Below are 17,991 nucleotides of genomic sequence, written 5' to 3'. Positions count from 1 at the left end.
TGCTTTCAAATGAACGTATGCCAGCTTCGGCGGATTGATAAATCACCTTGACATTGTTCGTATAGACTTTAAACTTTTCATCGTAACCACAATTTGGACATACAATGAACTTACATGACCTCAAGTATAATATCCTCCTATTCGTGCATTTTTGCAGAATATAAATGAATGAAACTTCTTATACAATCGGGTTGTTTACTAAGCCCGTTACAACTGAAAGACGCACAGGAAATACCGAAAAAGCAGCGAAAATATCGCACAGATAGCAAGAGTGTTATCATTAACATATTCGTGCTATCGCCAGACAACAGTGATGACACTTCTCTATTCTTTTGCCGAGACATCGATCCTTGGTGAAGAATGATTGCAACCAAACAAGGGCTGGAGCTACCCGGTGAAACGAACGACGAAGTATTCCCGATTCTTAACTGAAAAAAAGCTGTTCGAGAATAGTATTACTTTATATGGGTCTTTTTACCGCAAATAGGAGGTTTTCGTAATGCACTCCCGAACAGCATAGGTATTATCTAATTCCGGATACTTACTTTACCTCTTCAATTTCTGTACAAACCTTTGTCTGGTCTGCAGAATATGGGCAGGCATCAGAACAGTTCTGTGGCTGAAGCCAGCAATGCCCGTCATGTCTGCATTGGCATATCTTCAATTCATTCCGTTTGAGCTGATTAGGCCACAACTTAAAGAATGGCAAGAGGGCTTCGCTCAGTGACGCGAATGCCTTTTGTGCATCCTGAATATCTCGCGCCTTCCTCATGTCCTCAGCGCCTGAAAGTACGTGCTTCATCATATGCCGGCCGCCGCCGTCAGGTTCGGTCCGGGTAGCTTGCCGTGCTGCATCAGACAATTTTTGGGCCAAATCGGTAATGCCATTCAAATCCCTCTTTACTAAACGATGATAAACCTCCCGGTAGGTTGACAGGATTGACTGAAAATGAACAACGGTCTTCTTCCCGATGGTAATCACTGCTTCGTGAGAGTGACCCTCATGGGCGGAAATATTATGACCGTAAATGAAAGAACAATAAAAAAACACCACGGTTATCACGCATTTTTTGAAACTACTATTTTCAAACATCGTTACCTCCTTGTAATTTAACGTACAGGAATTTCAAAGTTTACCCCGCTCGTTCCCAAACTCTGTTTGAGAACGAGCGGGGTAAGAAACTCTGTTTCGAGAAATCAATTGATAAGTTTCAGGCGGTTAAGCAGACGTCCATGAAACAGAGTTTCATGGTAACCTGATATTCCCAAACAGAGTTTGGGAACAAGCAGTCAACACACCCATAGCCCTCGTTCGACTGAGCGCTCACGACGAAGTTTCAAGAGGGGAATAATGAACTCCCCTTCCCGTGGAACCCACCCCTTAAATCCCCTCCCGGAAGGGGTGGGTTCTATGCCCTTTTCTATAATAGGTTGCCGAAGTCCTGATTTAAAACGAAACTGAGCACGTAACGATTGCCCGATACTCTTCCAGACCTTCAGCGCCTTGCTGTTCGGATTCGTTGTTCAGGTCTTCCCATGTCGGCAATTTTATCAGCATTCCAATGCTAACGTGTTTGCCAAATGTTGCCCTTAAACCCGGTGATAGATAAAGAATTGTCCCGCCTGTCGCATCATCTGTTTCGTTCTCTTCATCCTGATCTTTGGTAAGATGGAGCACGTTCGATTCTGCAATAATATCAAGCCGGGAGAGAAACCCGTTCTTTTTTTCATATATTTCGTAACCGCCTGCTACGTTGAAGCGAATTTCGTTGCCTGGCTTGCCATCGTTGTGCTCAGTAAATGTCGTAAGCGATGTATCCCCCGTCAGGGTAAAATGAGGAAAGATCATCTTTGAGGCGATAAAGCCAAACTGAAAAGTGGGGGCATCAAAACCCGGCTGCATCCCCATATCAAAAATATCTCCCCTATTATCACGATTCGATGTTTCACCGGTGGGCACGGTGAACCCAGCCTGCAGGGCCATTTTTAAGTCATCCGTGCTGTATTCGGCTCCATAGGAGTCTTCCGGACCGTAGCCGTATAAACCACGAATACCATCTCTTTCACCGAACTTAAACCCATACTGAAAAATGAACCCCAAATCTCCAATCCCGCTCGATGTGCCCAGGCTATCCTGTTCCTTTATCGCCACCGGTAATATGGCATAGACACTGATGGCGTCGGTAAAGCCATATCCAATAAGGGTATTTAAAAAGGTAAAGGTATCGATATTTTCCGGCTCTGCATGGTTTTTGTGTTCGAAAGGCACGTATTCAAATTTTTCGTAGATTAGAAAAGTCCCCTTCCCCAGAGCCAACGGAGAAGCCGTTTCAATGGGCGCACCGGGCCCAAACGCCGTAGAAACGCCTCCATGATGGGCAAAACTGCTCGTTGTATTTATGAGAAAAATAAAAGCGAACAAAATAAAGCATATAAAATAATGACTGTGTCTTTTTTCCATTAACATGATACCTCCGAATCCTCCAGTTAAACACTGACAAACAAAGTTTGTCCAAGCCACCCAGAAATCTATAAATAAAATATATGATTACCACACAAGCAAAAGTTGTCATTGCGAGTGTACGACATGTGCGAGATGTCTGTGCAATCTATAAGCGTATAGAGTTGCTTTATTGCTCGCAATGACAACTATCAAAAGCTAAAACTTGCTCAATGGCATCTCAGAAAGTAACAACAATATACCGATGGCACTTATACAATATACGTGCTACCAATATCCAAAAAAATATTTATCTTCTCACCACCTCCATCCCATATTGTTTTAATGTATCTTCATCACGTACCAATTCATCAGTGGTTCTATCTGCTACGATCCGTCCCTTGTTCATGAGCACACAACGTTGTGTGACTTCCGAAATTAAATACAAATCATGCGATGCCACCATAACTGCTATCGATAAACCTTTCAGATACGTAATCAATCTGCGCCGGTTCCTGTGATCAAGATCGTTTGCCGGTTCATCGAGGATCAGCAATTGTGGTTCCATAGCCATTGCTGCGGCCAAAGCAACACTCCTTTTTTGCCCGCCCGATAAATGATGCGGAGGCCGATGGCTTACTTCCTTCAATTCAAAATATGCCAGCCATCGTTCAACCGTTTCGTGTATCTCTTGTTTTTGCCAGCCTAAATTTCTAGGGCCAAAGGCAATTTCTTCCCGGACAGAAGAACAGAAGAGTTGATCATTTACCTGTTGAAAGGTCAGCGCCACGTGACGTCTGACTTCATTGATATTCTTATGTTCAGCAAGTGGACGGTCTAACACCTCTACACATCCCGAATTGGGTTTTAACAAGCCGTTTAAATGCCAGAAAAAAGTAGTTTTACCGGCCCCGCTTGGTCCTATCACCCCTACTTTTTCGTGCTGATGAACAGATAACGACAAATCAGACAGCGCCAGCCCTTCATTTTGATAACTGAAGGATACATTCCGCGCACGGATGACACAGGACATCGCAAACTACTCCAAACCAGACAATACTTGTAAAGAGAAAGAGAGAAATCAAACTGACATAGGGCACTGCAACGACATCTTTATCGTCAACAAGGTAAGGGAACGTCCCGCTAAAGCCACGGGACTGCATGGCACGTTCGACATTTTCAGCCTGCTCAAAACTTGCTAACAGTAAACAGCCAACCCCTCCTGCAAGGTTACGCAATTGTAAAGGATGTATGCCTCTTTTCGCCCCACGGGAGGCCTGGGCGGCAAGCATCATCTTTAACCGTTCTGATAAGATCGGCAGAAACCGTGCAGTAAATGCTACTATGTGTATCAAAACCGACGGCACCCTTAATTTTTCAAAGGTTAATAATATCCGTTCAAAACCAACCCAGGTTATCCAGATTACAACCCACAACCACATAACCAGCATCTTTGCTATCAGGACAGGGGCAAGGGAACGCCCCTCCTCTGTCCACAGCAAGGTGGCACCCGTTAGGAAAAAAAAGATCAGCACCCCTTTACAACGCCATGCGGTAACAAACGCCTTTCTCACTACCAGCCCAGCCAACACAGTAATAATCAAAAAACACAGGAGAAGAGAAAACAGATTGTCAAGCAACCCAAGCCCTGTCAGAATCAACAATATAAGCACCGTTCCCAGTTTTGTTGAAGGGGGAGATGTACTCATTTTGGATTTCGGATTTCGGATTTCGGATTTAACAGGCGTTTTATTAAAAAACCGCCTCCCACAAGGACGGTAATCCCAATTGCAATACGGACGCCGAAATAGTCAAAGAAGCCTTTTGAAGTTCCTTGTAAAACTTCTTGCCATGCGATCCGCATAAGATGCCCACCTGGTGCCTCGACGATGACAAATTTTGGCTCCCCCTCTATGTCTTTTGGCAACGTCCACATACCTTTCTCATCCATGGTATCCCTCATAATTACAATGCCATCCTCATCCACAACAGTAACCACAGCACCGGAGGCCGGAGAATGATCACTGAAATTGGCATGCAACTTTCCTCCTTCAGAGGATAGATAAAGTCCATGGGCATTCGCCAGGGAAGGCACTAAAAGAAATACAGCAAAAGTATAAGAAAGTATAATTTTCATATTGTAACCTCACATCATCTTGGTTAATCTCCCAAAGCCGAACAAGTCGGAAAAGACAAAATCCGAAGTACGAAATTCGTGAGTCAACCCTGTCAGGGTTTAAAACCCTGACAGGGTTAATTTTATTCATAAATTTTGCTAAAGTGAGAATAATTACAACCCCCACTATCCCCCTTTTCTAAGGGGAACTTTCAGGTGTTTTTACCTCAATTATTTGGTATTGACACCCCCAGTAATGATGGTTTCACTTTTTGCAGAAAATGTACCAGCCAAAAACTGATAATACCTTCTACGATGGCGACAGGAATATGGCCCAGAAAAACCAATTTGGCCAGAGGCATCAGCGCCGTATGCGTCGTAGATAACGTCACATAGAGTAAAATAGCCGAAATCAAGATTGTTCCCCCACCGGTAAGCGATCCTATCCACGGGCGTTTTTTGGGAGAAGCCTGCTTCATCGAATAACGTCCAAGCACCCCTATAATGGCGCCAGGCAAGGCCATGACAGAAATATTGACACCCAAAACTGTCAGTCCACCAAAACCGATGAACAGCGCCTGCAGAAACAGACCTACAGTAACTATGGTTAAAGCGCCCCAGCCAAGCAAGAGTCCAGCCATACCGCTGAGCACAAGGTGCATGCTGAACGGACCGACAGGTACATGGATTGTCGAGCCTGCAAAGAAAGCTGCCGCAACCACCCCATACGTGCCGACCTGGTCAGTTCGTAACCGGCGAACGGACACCCCTAATACAGGCAGGGCTATTGCCCATCCTATTCCAACAACATAGGGCGAGAGTACCCCATCGCTGATATGCATAAAATTCTTCCCACCAGATAAAAACCAGAGTATGATGCTATCATTATAATATTTGTGCTACCATTATGGCAAAAAAACACACAGCTTTATCAAAGTATCTCAGTTCCCGTTGTCGTCATGGAAAATCCCCCGTGTTTTACCCCTTTTGCCGACTTTAATTTCCTGTATAATTCTTCGATTTCCTTCGGCCTGCCTTTTATTACAATGATTTCCAGGCAATTATCATCGTCCAGATGGATATGTTGGGTGGAAAGGATCGTGTCATGATAATCGTGCTGGATATCGATAAGAAGATTGACCAATTCCCTTTTGTGGTGATTATAGACAAGCGTGATTGATCCGGCTACTTCTTTACCCTCCTGCCATTCTTTTTTTACCAAATCTTCCCGAATCAGATCGCGTATGGCCTCAGAGCGATTGGTGTATTTCTTTTCTTTGATACACTCATCAAACCTTTGGAGTAATTCTCTTTCCAGAGAGACCCCGAATCTGACCAAACTTGACATGCAATCTCCCTCAATTCCATTGTGTTACAAACGATGGAATTATAGCACGAATATTTCTGTTGTAAAGGAAATACTGTTTTTTTATCGTTTCCTTGGGATTCAATTGGCAGTACAGACTTCGGAGTATGCGTTACATATGAAGTGAAAACATCCATGTGTTGTATGTTCTATTAAAATATGTAGTTACGGTTTATTGTTAAACTTTTCTTGAAATATGCCAAATATATAAAATATAATTGTTATGAATCAACCTTATAAAACGATTCATATATTGAGTGGAAAGTTATGGATAATAATAAAGAGCACGAAGCAATAAAAATCCGCAAGATACTTAACGAGTATGCGACTTCCAGTACTTGCAAGCTAAATCCGGATACGAAAATTGTGGACAGGGTGGTTAATGGGTTACTGATGCGTAAAATCAAATTCGGGCACGCATACTGTCCCTGCCGATTGGTTACAGGGGACATGGAAAGAGATAAAAAGATCATTTGTCCCTGTGTGTATCATCTTGAAGAAATTGAGCGTGACGGAGAGTGTCATTGCAATCTTTTTGTGAGTGCAGATTATCAGGCACAGATGGAGAAAGGAGAAGAATATGTCTGAAGATGTCGCCGTAATTACCGATGCAAATTTTGATGCAGAAGTATTAAAATCAAATATCCCGGTGTTAGTAGATTTTTGGGCAGCCTGGTGTGGTCCTTGCAGGCAACTGGTTCCTGTAATAGACGAACTGGCAAAGGAATACAAAGGAAAGGCCAAGATAGGAAAAATGGACACGGAAGAAAACACCAACACCCCTGCTAAGTTTGGAATCACCGCAATACCAACGATTATTCTGTTTAAAAATGGACAGGCAGTGAATAAGATGATAGGCGTGAAGTCGAAGAAAGACTTAAAGACAGCACTGGATGCCCAACTGCAATAATTATGGGATCCCTAAAAGTTCATGGAGCTTGGTTGGTATATCATCACTTTTCATCAGGGTTTCTCCGACTAAAATAGCATGGACGCCGATGTCGGTCAATCTCTTCACGTCCTCTCGTGATTTGATTCCGCTCTCGCTTATAATAATTTTTTCGTCAGGGATCATAGGCCTTAGGCGGAGAGTGGTACCCAGGTCGGTCTTAAATGTCGTGAGATCACGATTATTGATACCAATAATCGTGGCGTTTGTTTGTAAGACCTTTTGTAATTCCGTTTCAGAATGGATTTCTACCAGGCAATCCATACCCAATTCTCTTGCCAATCTTAAAAAAGACTGGATTTCCTCTTCTGAGAGGAGTGCAGCTATGAGCAGGATGGCATCAGCCCCGGCAGACCGTGCCTCATAAATTTGATACGTGTCAATGATGAAGTCCTTTCTCAGAACGGGCAAGTCTACAGATTTCTTCACATCCGTCAAATACGATAATCTACCCTGAAAGAATTTTTCGTCCGTAAGGACAGAGATGGCTGCAGCTCCTCCTGCCTCGTAAAGATGGGCAATTCCGATTGGGTCGAAATCATTCCTGATAATACCAACGGATGGAGAGGCCTTTTTGATCTCTGCGATAATGCTAATACCGATGTCTGCTTTTAGCGCCCTGCCAAAGGGTTTCGTGTTTTGGCTTTTTTGAATGTCATTCTTCAATACCTCAACAGAAATCCGCTTTTTATTTTCTGTTACCTCAAGTAACTTGTATCTGTAAATTTTATCTAAAATTGTCATAAGCGTTTTTGTTTCACTAAAAGTTCCATAAAACGGTTGCTTTTATCCGGAAAGGTGTTCGTTGCAATAAGCATTTGCATAGAAGGAACAGACTGGATGAGACGAAAGGATATCCAGCTGCATAAGGCCAGCCGCAAGGTAAGATACGTGGTGTGATGAACAAAGAATCTGAAAAGAAAATTACACGAAAGAATCATAAACAGACCGATCGCGGCATAAAGACAATATTTATAACGGTAGCGGATGCCGTATCCGAGCCCAATCATGAATAATCCTATGGTAATAGAGCTAAACCCATAGCCACGTTGGGCAAGTCCCTGGCTAACGGTAAATGCCAGGATACTCAGTATAATACCTAATATGCCCAGAAAGATTACCAGGTTCGCCACCTTTCCAACACGTTGTGAGTGATTTATCAGGTGTTTTTCGGTCATTTAGATTTTACCTATAAGAATAAGGATTCCGATAATAATAAAAGCAATCGCTGCACCCACCTTAATGAAACAGATAGGCAAAAATTTCGTTATGCCCCCCCTACGAAAACACCTATAACGGTAACTACAGCAAATGCAAGCATAGTACCAATAAAAACCAGCACTGGTTTATTTGTCTTACTGGTCATCAGGATAGATGCCAGTTGTGCTTATCCCCTAGCTCTGCTAAAAAGATAGTGACAAATACGCTCACGATAATCTTCCAATTCATAAATTAATATTACCCCTGTTCTGCATGGATCTCTTAATAGTCAGCCATTAAATTAAGTTTTGTTTTGCAAGGCAAAACGACACTGCCTTTCCCCGTTTCCACGAGGACAGGTTTCTGTCATCCCTGTGTAAACGGGAATCCAGATAAAAAAAACGCCGGGATTCCCACTTTCGTGAGAATGACATGATAAGAACAATCTATTTTGAAATTCCTATACATAAAGATATACTTTACGCTGCTCAACGCTGCAGCTTATGTAAATGTGTATATCAGAATACAATCAATGAGTCAACCGAAAATACCAGTGAATTTTAAATAAAAAACCTCCTGCATTGAAACGCAATGCAGGAGGTATTTGTAAAGAACCCTTTGAGTTTAAGAAGAAAAATTTAGTGATGCTCCTCTTCAACTATAAATTCCACTGAATCTTCATAAGCCTGTTTTCGATATCCAAACAGGGACACGATTGTTCCCGCAGCGAGTCCCGTAATCCACGCAATAATAAATGTAATAAAGACACCCTTAATTTGCAATCCCGGTACGACATTTTGTGCTATAAAGATAGCTGCCAAACCGCCTAACATGCCAGGCATTCCGTGGAGATTATGGACACCACAAGTATCAATTCCTTTTATTGCTCTTTGAAGGCGTGGTTGAATAAGGGCAAAACCAATGACACTTAAAATACCGGCGATGAAACCCAATATCAGTGAAGCCCTTGGAGTGGTATGAGCACAGGAAGAACCAATAGCTACGCCACCCGCCAGGGCTGCATTGGCCATATCTTCTATACCGATTTTTTTCCGAATCATTGTACTTGTGATGTAAGTAGCTACCGTTGCACCACAAAGCGAAAGAACAGTGTTGACTGCGGCAAGGGGCATTTTTGATATTTCTGCTGGTGCAGAACAAAAGGATGGCCAGAATATCCATAAGACCATACTCCCTAGCATCGAAAATTGATTACTGATCTTATCAGATTCGATCTTCTTGTTAAAATCCTCACTCGTGGTCATTCTTACAATCACACCTAATCCAAAATAAGCGCCAAATTGATGAATAACGATAGAGCCACCCGTATCTATCAACTGGCCTTTTGGGATAAGACCCATGCCATTTTCTAACATAATCCATTCATTCAGCATATAGGATGGAACAAATACCAATGCCATAATAATATATTGGGACATCTTCAATCTACCCAAGAATGCCCCTGTGGCAATGAGTATACTTGCTGCACAAAACTCGGCAAGGATCAACCGATCCATTGTTAATTCAGCCGGTTCCCCAAATATATCCATTTTTTTAAGAAACATATAATAAGGAATAACAATGCTTACTGCAATATAGGTAGCAGTAACGGCACCATAACCGTATCTTTTTACAAAGACCATTAAAAATCCGAAACCGACCATCAACATTGCCATGACATGGATGGCCTTACCATATTTCGTTAACTCGATAAAATCTTCCATTGCTGATGTGATTTCGCCGGTATGTTCAACCTTAGAAGGAACTGACTCACTTTTTGCTGGTGTATGAGATTCCACGTTGTTGCTGGCAAGGAGAATTTTATGGTTTTCAGAAACCGCATTGGGATCAGGGTCTAGTGAAGACCATGCGTTCCAATCGTTCTGGGTGTCATGTATTGCGGGCAATGCCTGATTCACCAATTGATTTTTTTCTCCACTTTCTAACGCTTCAGTCCCGCCAGATACTTTTGGCATCCCTAGCAAGGGAATGCATAAAAGACCGATACATATAACAACGTACAACTTCAAAAACCTTTTCATTGCCATCTACCTGCCCTCCTTTTCTCGTATTTAAATTGTTGTGGGAATTAACACATTACTTGCATGGTAACAAAATAAACCCTGATGAAAATTTTAACTTCCGGAACAATTTAAAATGCATGATACCAGCCACAGAGGTGGCTTGTTTTCGCATTTTATGAAACAATGTCAGTGAGAATTTTATGACAAGTATTCATTGTTTTGCATATATTTTTAAAATTGTAAATATCTTTCTTTGTTGTTTCATATTGATATTTCAGGGGATATATATATTCCATTTGAGATAAAATATCAAGTGAAAAGTACCATTTGCTATAATTTTGTTTTTCAGCAAAAAGCCTTGTAAAATAAGGGCAAAACATGTGCCAGAACAATGTTTCTGAAATGCTGCGTGAAGTAACTTTAATGATACAGGGTATGGAAAATCTGGAATAGTAATTGAGGTGTGATTTAATTGCCCAACAATTGTGCCTTCTTAAATTCGTAGTCTTCTTCGGAAATAAGGCCTTGCTCCTTTAATTCATTGAGTTCTGATACCTTTTCATTTTTAATTTCATTTCCAGGAGAAATCCCAGGGGAAGAATTTTGTGTCTCTGCTCCCGTCAGTTCCTTGAGTTTAAATGCATAATCTTCTTGTGTAAGGAGTCCCTCATCATAGAGTGCTTTCAGCTCACTGATTCGTTCGTCTTCGATGGTATCGTTGGATGGCAGAGAAGACGCTTGCTCTTCATCTCCGGGGATTTCTGGAGATGGGTCCTGCGCTTCGGTAAGTTCCTTCAACTTATGTTTATAATCTTCTTCCGTAATGAGTTCCTGATCGTATAATTCCTTAAGCTCCTGGATACGTTCATCACTATTTATGCTTTCGGCTACCGTTGCCCCGCTTTCTTCTCTTTCGGGTATACCCACCAGTTCTTTTTTCTTATCTGCATAATCCTCTTCAGTGATCAAATTTTCCTGCCTCATTTCTTCCAGGATCTTTAGTTTATCCTCCAAAGATTCTTTTTCTTCTGATGCAACTTCATGTTCTGCCGGTTCGCTTTCATCAACCAAATCCGGTGTGCCCGGCACCGTATCCTGATTTTCATCGGAGATATCATTGTTGAGAAGAGCCTGATCCAAAACAGATTCATCTTCCACCGGCATTTTCCCTTTTGCGTGACCTTTTAATTCCGGGAGGTCACCGATATCCCGACCTCCCACAAGTGCATCCTTTTTTTCCTCATATTCTTCAGCAGAGATGGTTCCTTCCTCCCTGAGTTCCACTAATTTTGCAAGCTTTTCATGCACATCTTCAAGGTTTGTTGCGGGTTCTGTGACATCTGCTATATTTTCTTGTTTCTTTTTCCCTTCTTGCGGCGATATCTTTCTCGAGGAAAGTGATGGCTTTTCAGCATCATAATCCCATTCTTCAGGGACAGGCCTATTCAACTTCTTTACTGCAACTTTATCTGATTTAACCATAGGTGTCCCGATTTCTTCTGCGTCATCTTCTTTGTTTGTATCTGAGACAACTCTTTTTTCTTCAGTCTTTTCAGGTTTTTTCGTGGCGAGTCTTTTTTCTTCTTTTATATGCCTGCCAGCTTTTTTCTTTTCCTTGATAATCTTTTCGTCTCTCCCGTCAAATGGCGGAGAAATAATAGAAACGGCCATAAATTGCTCACTGCCGGTATTAAGGAATTTATGCACCGTTTTACCGGGAACTTGCAGGATAGAACCCGGTTTTATCAGATATCGTGTACCATTGAGGGTGGCAATTCCACTCCCCTTTTTAACATAAATAACTTCATCATGACGTTTGTGGTAATGAGGACGCAGTTCTCCATTCTCACGGACCTGGATCAGGTGCATACTTGAATTTTTATTCTCACCCACATCGGTAATCTTCACATCTTCGTCTTCACCAAGTGGATTTTTGTTTGCAATCTCTTCAATGTTTTGGACATCGGCGGAGAAGACTACAGGAAATTTGGTGGGATGCTGGAGTGATTCTACAAAATTGCCGGGATAATATTTTACCGTTGTACAACCGCTAAACACTAATACCAGGAAAGAAACTGAAAGACAAAAAAAAGGTTTAATATGACTCATGATCATTGATTAAAGGTAGCGCGTGTGAATCTATAGTGCCTTTCTGTTTCTGACAAGGCATACCATTACAGACGTGTTATTTCCGGGAAGACTTTTAATAGCATTTCTTTATTAAAACAAAATATAGGGGGTATTGCAAGGAAGTATTTAAAATTGCCAGAGTGTTTACCCACAAATTCCATGGTGTTTCTTACTGATAACTTTATTGACTTTTTATGAGATTGCTTTTATGATAAATCCTATAAATCTATCAATAATTTATAAACAAAACCACTGGCAATATGGTAAACACTTTATCCCTAAAATTTTAGCCGCTGGAAATTGCCTTTAAACAAACTATTACTGCTTGTCCCAAACTCTTATTGGGGAACACAATCGAAGAGAAATTGAGTTTCTCGTCCATTACACATCCAAACAGGAGTTTGTGAGTGAGCAACTGAAAGATATCTTTCAGAAAAAATAAATTAATACCTTTTCCCTTTTAACAGACAAATGATGAAAATAAACGAGGAAAGAAGATTATTTCTTAAAAAAGCTTTACTGACGGGAAGCGGTATTTATGCTTCTTCAATCATTGGGAAATGCCTGACGAATACCTCCCTTATTACGTGGGGAGAAGATATATCCACGATTAACCCTGCCACGGTAGTAATTGCACGTGATGACAACTTGTTTACAGAAACAAGGAATTTAAAAGAGTCATTCGTTTCGGGATTACTGCATAAAGCAGTAATGCAGCTGACAAACGCCGTGTCACAAGAAAAGGCATGGCAAGCCCTTTTTAAACCTAACGATATTGTCGGCATAAAGTTAAACTGCCTATCAGGCAAGACGATGTCTCCTCATGTTGCGGTTGTGGAATCTATTATTCAAGGTCTAAAGCTAGCGGGCGTTAAAGATAAAAATATTATTGTTTTTGAGCGTTTTGGCCGGGAGCTTGAGACCGCTGGATTCCGTGTCCGCCGCAAGACTGAAGGAATCCAGTGTTTCGGCACAGATGAAATCCCTGGCGGTGGTTATGAGGCAGAGCCACAATTGGCAGGTAGTGTAGGAACGTGCTTTAGTAAGATAGTATCGCGTTTCTGTACAGCTATTATTAATGTTCCCGTCTTAAAAGACCATGACCTGGCCGGGATAAGCGTGGCAATGAAGAATTTTTTTGGCGTTATTCATAATCCTAATAAATATCATGGGAATAACTGCAATCCGTTTATTGCTGAATTGAATACACATTCGTATATTGCAGACAAGGTAAGGTTGATTGTATGTGACGCAATTCTTGCACAGTACCAGGGGGGGCCTGGTTACAAACCGCAGTGGACATGGAATTACAACGGAATTATCGTAGGCAGAGACCCTGTGGCCTTAGATAGGGTATGCCATACTATTGTCGAAGAAAAACGGAAAGAGACGAAACTTCCGTCACTAAAACAGGCAAATCGAGAGCCCAAATATATCTCCACTGCTGCCGCGCTGGGATTGGGTATAGACGAACTTTCCAAAATTAACGTGATTCACGTATAATGAATACACTGTGCCTTGTAAATGGGATATCAGCAAGTAAAATCTATTGAATAATAATCTATCGTTTGTTATTATTTTCCAATAAGTAACGATTTTTTGGTTTGCAATAATTTTGCTTAACTCTCGATGAAAAACTAATTCCCAAAACTAAGGCCGAGGTTATGTCATATACCATGACATGGCCTTTTTTATAATATTACCCAATAAAAACTTCTTTTTTGTGTAAGTTTTTTACCTCCCCTTCATCGTTCGACGAGCTCACGACGAAGTCTCCTCCTTGCGAAGGAGGAACAAGGAAAGATTATTTATTGTCATTTACCACCCCTTTCATCCCCTCCTTATGAAGGAGGGGAAAAAGGGGTGGTTATCGTTGGTTGCGGCTATGCTGCGCTATGTTATGTTACGTCAGAAAGTATGTAATAATTTAAAAGACGCGATTCCATATATTTTTAATACTTTTAAAATGCTTAATACCTAAGGAAACAAGATGTCATCACCATTTACAGAAGAACAGATAAAACGTTATTCACGGCATATCATCCTCCCCGAAGTAGGTGGAAAGGGACAGCAAAAGCTTTTGAATGCCAAGGTTTTTTTGGTGGGTGCAGGAGGACTGGGCTCTCCTGCTGCATTTTACCTTGCCGCAGCCGGTATAGGAAAGATCGGCCTTGCCGACAGTGATTGTGTGGATCATTCAAACCTGCAACGGCAGATACTCCATTCTACCAAAGATGTGGGGCGCTCTAAGGCTATCTCAGCCAAGGAAACCCTGGAGGCATTAAATCCGGATATAAAGGTAATTCCTTATACAGAACGTTTAAATTCAGACAATATCATGGATATCATCAAAGACTATGATGTCATCCTTGATGGGGCTGATAACTTTCCTACGAGGTATCTTGTTAATGATGCGTGTGTATTCCTCAAAAAACCGCTGTCACATGGTTCCATATTCAGATTCGAAGGACAGGTCACTACCATTGTACCGTTTGATGGACCATGTTACCGCTGCTTATACGAAACACCACCTCCACCGGGTCTGGTACCGTCATGCCAGGAAGCCGGGGTCTTGGGGGTTTTGCCCGGCGTGGTTGGTTCTATCCAGGCCACAGAAGTTGTAAAACTTATCCTGGGCAAGGGGCAAATATTAAAAGGGAAATTGCTTATTTATGACTCCCTGAACATGGATTTTAAAAAGGTCAAAATACATAAGAATCCCAGTTGTCCGGTATGCAGCGATAAAGCTACGATTAAGGAACTCATTGATTACGAAGAGTTTTGCCACGCCCACGTCGGATCTTAAACAAAAATAGTAATAGTCACACCGCAGAGGTCGCAGAGGTCGCAGAGAAACAAATAAATAAGGAGTGTTTCATGGATATGAAAAGAAATTTACGTAAGGTAATAGTTTTATCTGTGGGTGTAATCTTATTTTTAAGCACAGTTACCGGCATGCTCGGTTTTAAAAAACTCCACGCTGAGGAAGGCAGTACAAAAACACAAACAGAGGTAAGGAATATCTCTGCCAGGCAGGCCAAGGAATTAATCGAGAAGGAAAAGGATGTGTTCATACTGGATGTGCGAACGAAAGAGGAATATAATGAAGCTCACATTAAGGGTGCCAATCTCATTCCGATCCAGGAACTGGAAGCAAACCTCAATAAAATTCCCAAAGACAAGAAAGTGATTGTCCATTGTGCAAAGGGAAAACGCAGCGCCAGGGCATGTGAGATACTGAAAGACAAAGGATTGAAAGAATTGTATAATGTTGAAGGGGGTATTAATCAGTGGAAGTCAGAAGGCTATTCAGTTGAAAAACCTTAGTAATTTGCAGATTGATTATTGGGCTTAATCTGCAGGCTGGAATATCAAAAATTAGCATTATTTTACACTTCTTTTTTAATAAGTTTCTTGCGTATTCACACCCCTCTACCTGCTAAAAACGTCAAAGTTGGTAGCTGCAGCTATAACCTGCAGAACATTGTTCTTCTAAAAGTTGTGGCTACCAGATGTCCTGAAGAACTGCGTAACGCAGCGAAGCCGCAACCCAAAACCACCCCTTTTCCCCTCCTTCATAAGGAGGGGATGAAAGGGGTGGTAAATGACAATAAATAATCTTTCCTTGTTCCTCATTCGCAAGGAGGGGACTTCGTCATGAGCTCAGTCGAACGATAAAGGGGAGGTAAAAAACTTACATAAAAAAGAAGTTTTTATAGAGTAATTGACTGTAGAGTATATTTTCGTGCCAATACTATAAATACCCAAGTATATGGCTATCTGTATTTTTATAAGACAAAATTTTTATAATGAATAATCTCTCCAAAACCAAAATTGTTTGTACTATTGGACCTGCCTGTAATTCCCCATTCATGATTGAGGAACTGATACATGCGGGCATGAATGTAGCGCGGTTAAATTTCTCTCATGGCACATTACCAGATCACAAAGATATTATTAAAAATATACGTCTTATTTCTGCACAGTTAAAAAAACCAGTTGCAATTATCCAGGATTTATCAGGTCCAAAAATCAGGATAGGAGCGTTATCCAGGGAATCCGTTACATTAAAAGCCAATGACTTATTTACACTTACAAACAAAGTTTTAGAAGGAAATGAACAGATAGCGTCTGTTACTTACCCACTTTTACCCGAGTATGTTTTTACAGGAGATACTATCTTACTTTGTGATGGAGAGATTGAATTAAAGGTCGTTCATAAAGATAAAACTAATATTCTCTGTCAGGTTATTGTTGGTGGCGTATTGAGCGCCAGAAAGGGAATCAACATACCAACAAGAAGCCTGCCCATAACCTCTCTCACCGAAAAAGACAAAAAAGACCTTGACTTTGGAATTGAGCATGATGTGGATTATGTGGCACTGTCTTTTGTTAAAAACGAGGATGATATCTTACAGCTTAAGGAGCTTATCCATCAGAGGAATAAAGACATACCGGTTATCGCCAAGATTGAAAAACATGAAGCGCTTGATCATCTTGAGGATATTATAAAAATCGCTGATGCTATTATGGTGGCAAGGGGAGATTTAGGAGTAGAAATACCCATGGAAAGGATCCCCCTTGTTCAAAAGAAGATCATTCGCATTGCTAACAGTTATTGTAAGCCAGTCATTACCGCCACACAAATGCTGGAATCCATGATCAACAATTACAGACCTACCCGTGCAGAAGTGACTGACGTAGCCAACGCCATTTTTGATGGAAGCGATGCAGTCATGCTCTCGGAAGAAACGGCCAAAGGTCGCTATCCCATCGAGTCTGTACGTATGTTATCGAAAATTGCCAGAGAAGTTGAACCTGGACTGATCAAAAAAAATAACTTAGAAACGGTTCGAATACCGGGTAGCACAGTCACAATACCCGATGCTATAAGCAGTGCGACCTGTCAGGTTGCTGATGACCTTAATATTAAAGCCATTATTACCTGCACTCAAACGGGAAGCACAGCACGGTTTGTTTCCAAACACCGGCCCAAACAAATCATCCTTGCCGTTACTCCATCACTCAATACCTATAGAAGGCTTGCGCTGGTATGGGGCGTCATCCCCATACTTACCGAACCTATGCAAAACACCGACGATATGATGAAAAAGGGTATCGAGGCCGCCAGGCAGGCTGGTTATATCAGCAAGGAAGAAACATTAGCCATCACTGGTGGCGTCCCCGTCTGGAAACCAGGTTCCACCAATCTCTTGAGGGTTTATTAACTCTGTACCTCTCAATATAAACAAACTTATTATAAATTTTTATTTTCCCTTACATAAAATCTCATAAAGAGTATCTAACCACGTATTTCGCGTAATATCCATCCATTTAGGGCCAGAAAAAGACTGTTCCTTTTCGCTTCCATCTCTAAACTCTACCCGCATTTCAAGAACACGATACCTTCGTCTGGAACAATCTATTTCCCGAAGAGTCTCCAATTCTTTCGTTAGAGAAGTTGATGCCTCAGAAGTAGTCGTTTTTTCCCATACCCTAACAATATTACCGGAGATATATACTACACTTTCCGGATCGTAATAATGCTTCGTACGGTCCTCACCAGTTGCGTAATATTTCCATTTCCCCTCTTTGGCATTAATATTGAGAGAAAAGAAAATAATACTCAGGAGTAAAGATAATAAGGTAAGATATTTGATTAATATGTTCATGAGTCAAAATGAGGCTGCCTCCGTCAGCGACTTTTAAATACACGGTAAATACCGGTTAAAAACAACCCCCTCGCCCCCTTTATTAAGGGGGATT

18 protein-coding genes and 1 pseudogene are annotated in these 17,991 nt (G+C 41.4%); 6 read left to right on the top strand and 13 right to left on the bottom strand.

Annotated elements, in window-relative coordinates:
• Positions 1 to 541 precede the first annotated feature (541 nt).
• From E3K36_10220 to nikR, 7 genes are all read right to left on the bottom strand, one after another.
• Positions 542 to 1,093, bottom strand: a complete 552-nt coding sequence (locus tag E3K36_10220) for a DUF3347 domain-containing protein (protein MCF6155608.1) — start codon at positions 1,091 to 1,093, stop codon at positions 542 to 544.
• Positions 1,094 to 1,447: 354 nt separating this feature from the next.
• Positions 1,448 to 2,467: a hypothetical protein gene (locus tag E3K36_10215; GenBank protein ID MCF6155607.1), complete on the bottom strand. Its 1,020-nt coding sequence runs from the start codon at positions 2,465 to 2,467 to the stop codon at positions 1,448 to 1,450.
• A 283-nt stretch (positions 2,468 to 2,750) separates the two neighbouring features.
• On the bottom strand, positions 2,751 to 3,473 hold the full coding sequence (locus E3K36_10210) for an ABC transporter ATP-binding protein (GenBank protein MCF6155606.1): 723 nt from the start codon (positions 3,471 to 3,473) through the stop codon (positions 2,751 to 2,753).
• Positions 3,424 to 4,149, bottom strand: coding sequence for a hypothetical protein (locus E3K36_10205; protein MCF6155605.1), 726 nt, complete (start codon positions 4,147 to 4,149; stop codon positions 3,424 to 3,426). The genes E3K36_10210 and E3K36_10205 overlap by 50 nt, the downstream gene beginning before the upstream one ends.
• Positions 4,146 to 4,577 (bottom strand): hypothetical protein, encoded by a 432-nt coding sequence (locus E3K36_10200; protein MCF6155604.1) that lies wholly within the window; start codon positions 4,575 to 4,577, stop codon positions 4,146 to 4,148. Before E3K36_10200 ends, E3K36_10205 begins: the two co-directional genes overlap by 4 nt.
• Positions 4,578 to 4,783: 206 nt before the next feature.
• Positions 4,784 to 5,398 carry a cobalt transporter CbiM gene (cbiM, locus tag E3K36_10195; protein ID MCF6155603.1) on the bottom strand — a complete coding sequence of 205 codons (615 nt, stop codon included), beginning with the start codon at positions 5,396 to 5,398 and terminating at the stop codon, positions 4,784 to 4,786.
• Positions 5,399 to 5,487: 89 nt separating this feature from the next.
• The gene (nikR, locus tag E3K36_10190; protein ID MCF6155602.1) at positions 5,488 to 5,904 is read right to left on the bottom strand and encodes a nickel-responsive transcriptional regulator NikR; all 417 of its coding nucleotides are present in this window, start codon (positions 5,902 to 5,904) and stop codon (positions 5,488 to 5,490) included.
• Between the two features lie 285 nt (positions 5,905 to 6,189).
• Between nikR and E3K36_10185 the strand changes: the two genes are divergently transcribed.
• Positions 6,190 to 6,510, top strand: coding sequence for a ferredoxin:thioredoxin reductase (locus tag E3K36_10185; protein ID MCF6155601.1), 321 nt, complete (start codon positions 6,190 to 6,192; stop codon positions 6,508 to 6,510).
• The gene (gene trxA / locus E3K36_10180; protein ID MCF6155600.1) at positions 6,503 to 6,832 is read left to right on the top strand and encodes a thioredoxin; all 330 of its coding nucleotides are present in this window, start codon (positions 6,503 to 6,505) and stop codon (positions 6,830 to 6,832) included. Before E3K36_10185 ends, trxA begins: the two co-directional genes overlap by 8 nt.
• Here trxA and trpC read toward each other — a convergent pair whose 3' ends face one another.
• The 5 genes and pseudogenes from trpC to E3K36_10155 all read right to left on the bottom strand — a co-directional run bounded on the left by trpC (position 6,833) and on the right by E3K36_10155 (position 12,210).
• On the bottom strand, positions 6,833 to 7,615 hold the full coding sequence (gene trpC / locus E3K36_10175; protein MCF6155599.1) for an indole-3-glycerol phosphate synthase TrpC: 783 nt from the start codon (positions 7,613 to 7,615) through the stop codon (positions 6,833 to 6,835).
• Positions 7,612 to 8,049 (bottom strand): hypothetical protein, encoded by a 438-nt coding sequence (locus tag E3K36_10170; GenBank protein MCF6155598.1) that lies wholly within the window; start codon positions 8,047 to 8,049, stop codon positions 7,612 to 7,614. The genes trpC and E3K36_10170 overlap by 4 nt, the downstream gene beginning before the upstream one ends.
• 89 nt (positions 8,050 to 8,138) lie before the next feature.
• Positions 8,139 to 8,320 (bottom strand): annotated as a pseudogene (locus tag E3K36_10165) (hypothetical protein).
• Between the two features lie 389 nt (positions 8,321 to 8,709).
• Entirely contained in the window at positions 8,710 to 10,119 is a 1,410-nt protein-coding gene (locus E3K36_10160) for an ammonium transporter (GenBank protein MCF6155597.1), read from the bottom strand.
• A 444-nt stretch (positions 10,120 to 10,563) separates the two neighbouring features.
• Positions 10,564 to 12,210 carry a cupin domain-containing protein gene (locus E3K36_10155; protein ID MCF6155596.1) on the bottom strand — a complete coding sequence of 549 codons (1,647 nt, stop codon included), beginning with the start codon at positions 12,208 to 12,210 and terminating at the stop codon, positions 10,564 to 10,566.
• 486 nt (positions 12,211 to 12,696) lie between these two features.
• On the opposite strand from E3K36_10155, the gene E3K36_10150 reads away from it, so the two are divergent.
• From E3K36_10150 to pyk, 4 genes are all read left to right on the top strand, one after another.
• Complete coding sequence (locus E3K36_10150) at positions 12,697 to 13,728, top strand: DUF362 domain-containing protein (GenBank protein MCF6155595.1); 1,032 nt, start codon at positions 12,697 to 12,699, stop codon at positions 13,726 to 13,728.
• Positions 13,729 to 14,215: 487 nt separating this feature from the next.
• Positions 14,216 to 15,031: a molybdopterin-synthase adenylyltransferase MoeB gene (moeB, locus tag E3K36_10145; protein ID MCF6155594.1), complete on the top strand. Its 816-nt coding sequence runs from the start codon at positions 14,216 to 14,218 to the stop codon at positions 15,029 to 15,031.
• A gap of 71 nt (positions 15,032 to 15,102) precedes the next feature.
• The gene (locus tag E3K36_10140) at positions 15,103 to 15,552 is read left to right on the top strand and encodes a rhodanese-like domain-containing protein (GenBank protein MCF6155593.1); all 450 of its coding nucleotides are present in this window, start codon (positions 15,103 to 15,105) and stop codon (positions 15,550 to 15,552) included.
• Positions 15,553 to 16,031: 479 nt separating this feature from the next.
• On the top strand, positions 16,032 to 17,453 hold the full coding sequence (pyk, locus tag E3K36_10135; GenBank protein MCF6155592.1) for a pyruvate kinase: 1,422 nt from the start codon (positions 16,032 to 16,034) through the stop codon (positions 17,451 to 17,453).
• A 39-nt stretch (positions 17,454 to 17,492) separates the two neighbouring features.
• On the opposite strand, the gene E3K36_10130 is transcribed toward pyk, so the two are convergent.
• On the bottom strand, positions 17,493 to 17,897 hold the full coding sequence (locus E3K36_10130) for a hypothetical protein (protein ID MCF6155591.1): 405 nt from the start codon (positions 17,895 to 17,897) through the stop codon (positions 17,493 to 17,495).
• Positions 17,898 to 17,991 lie beyond the last annotated feature (94 nt).

This window comes from Candidatus Brocadia sp. (assembly GCA_021646415.1).
Classification (GTDB): Bacteria; Planctomycetota; Brocadiia; order Brocadiales; family Brocadiaceae; genus Brocadia.
The sequence above is the reverse complement of the archived record's forward strand: the minus strand, read 5'-3'. Positions and strand labels throughout refer to the sequence as shown.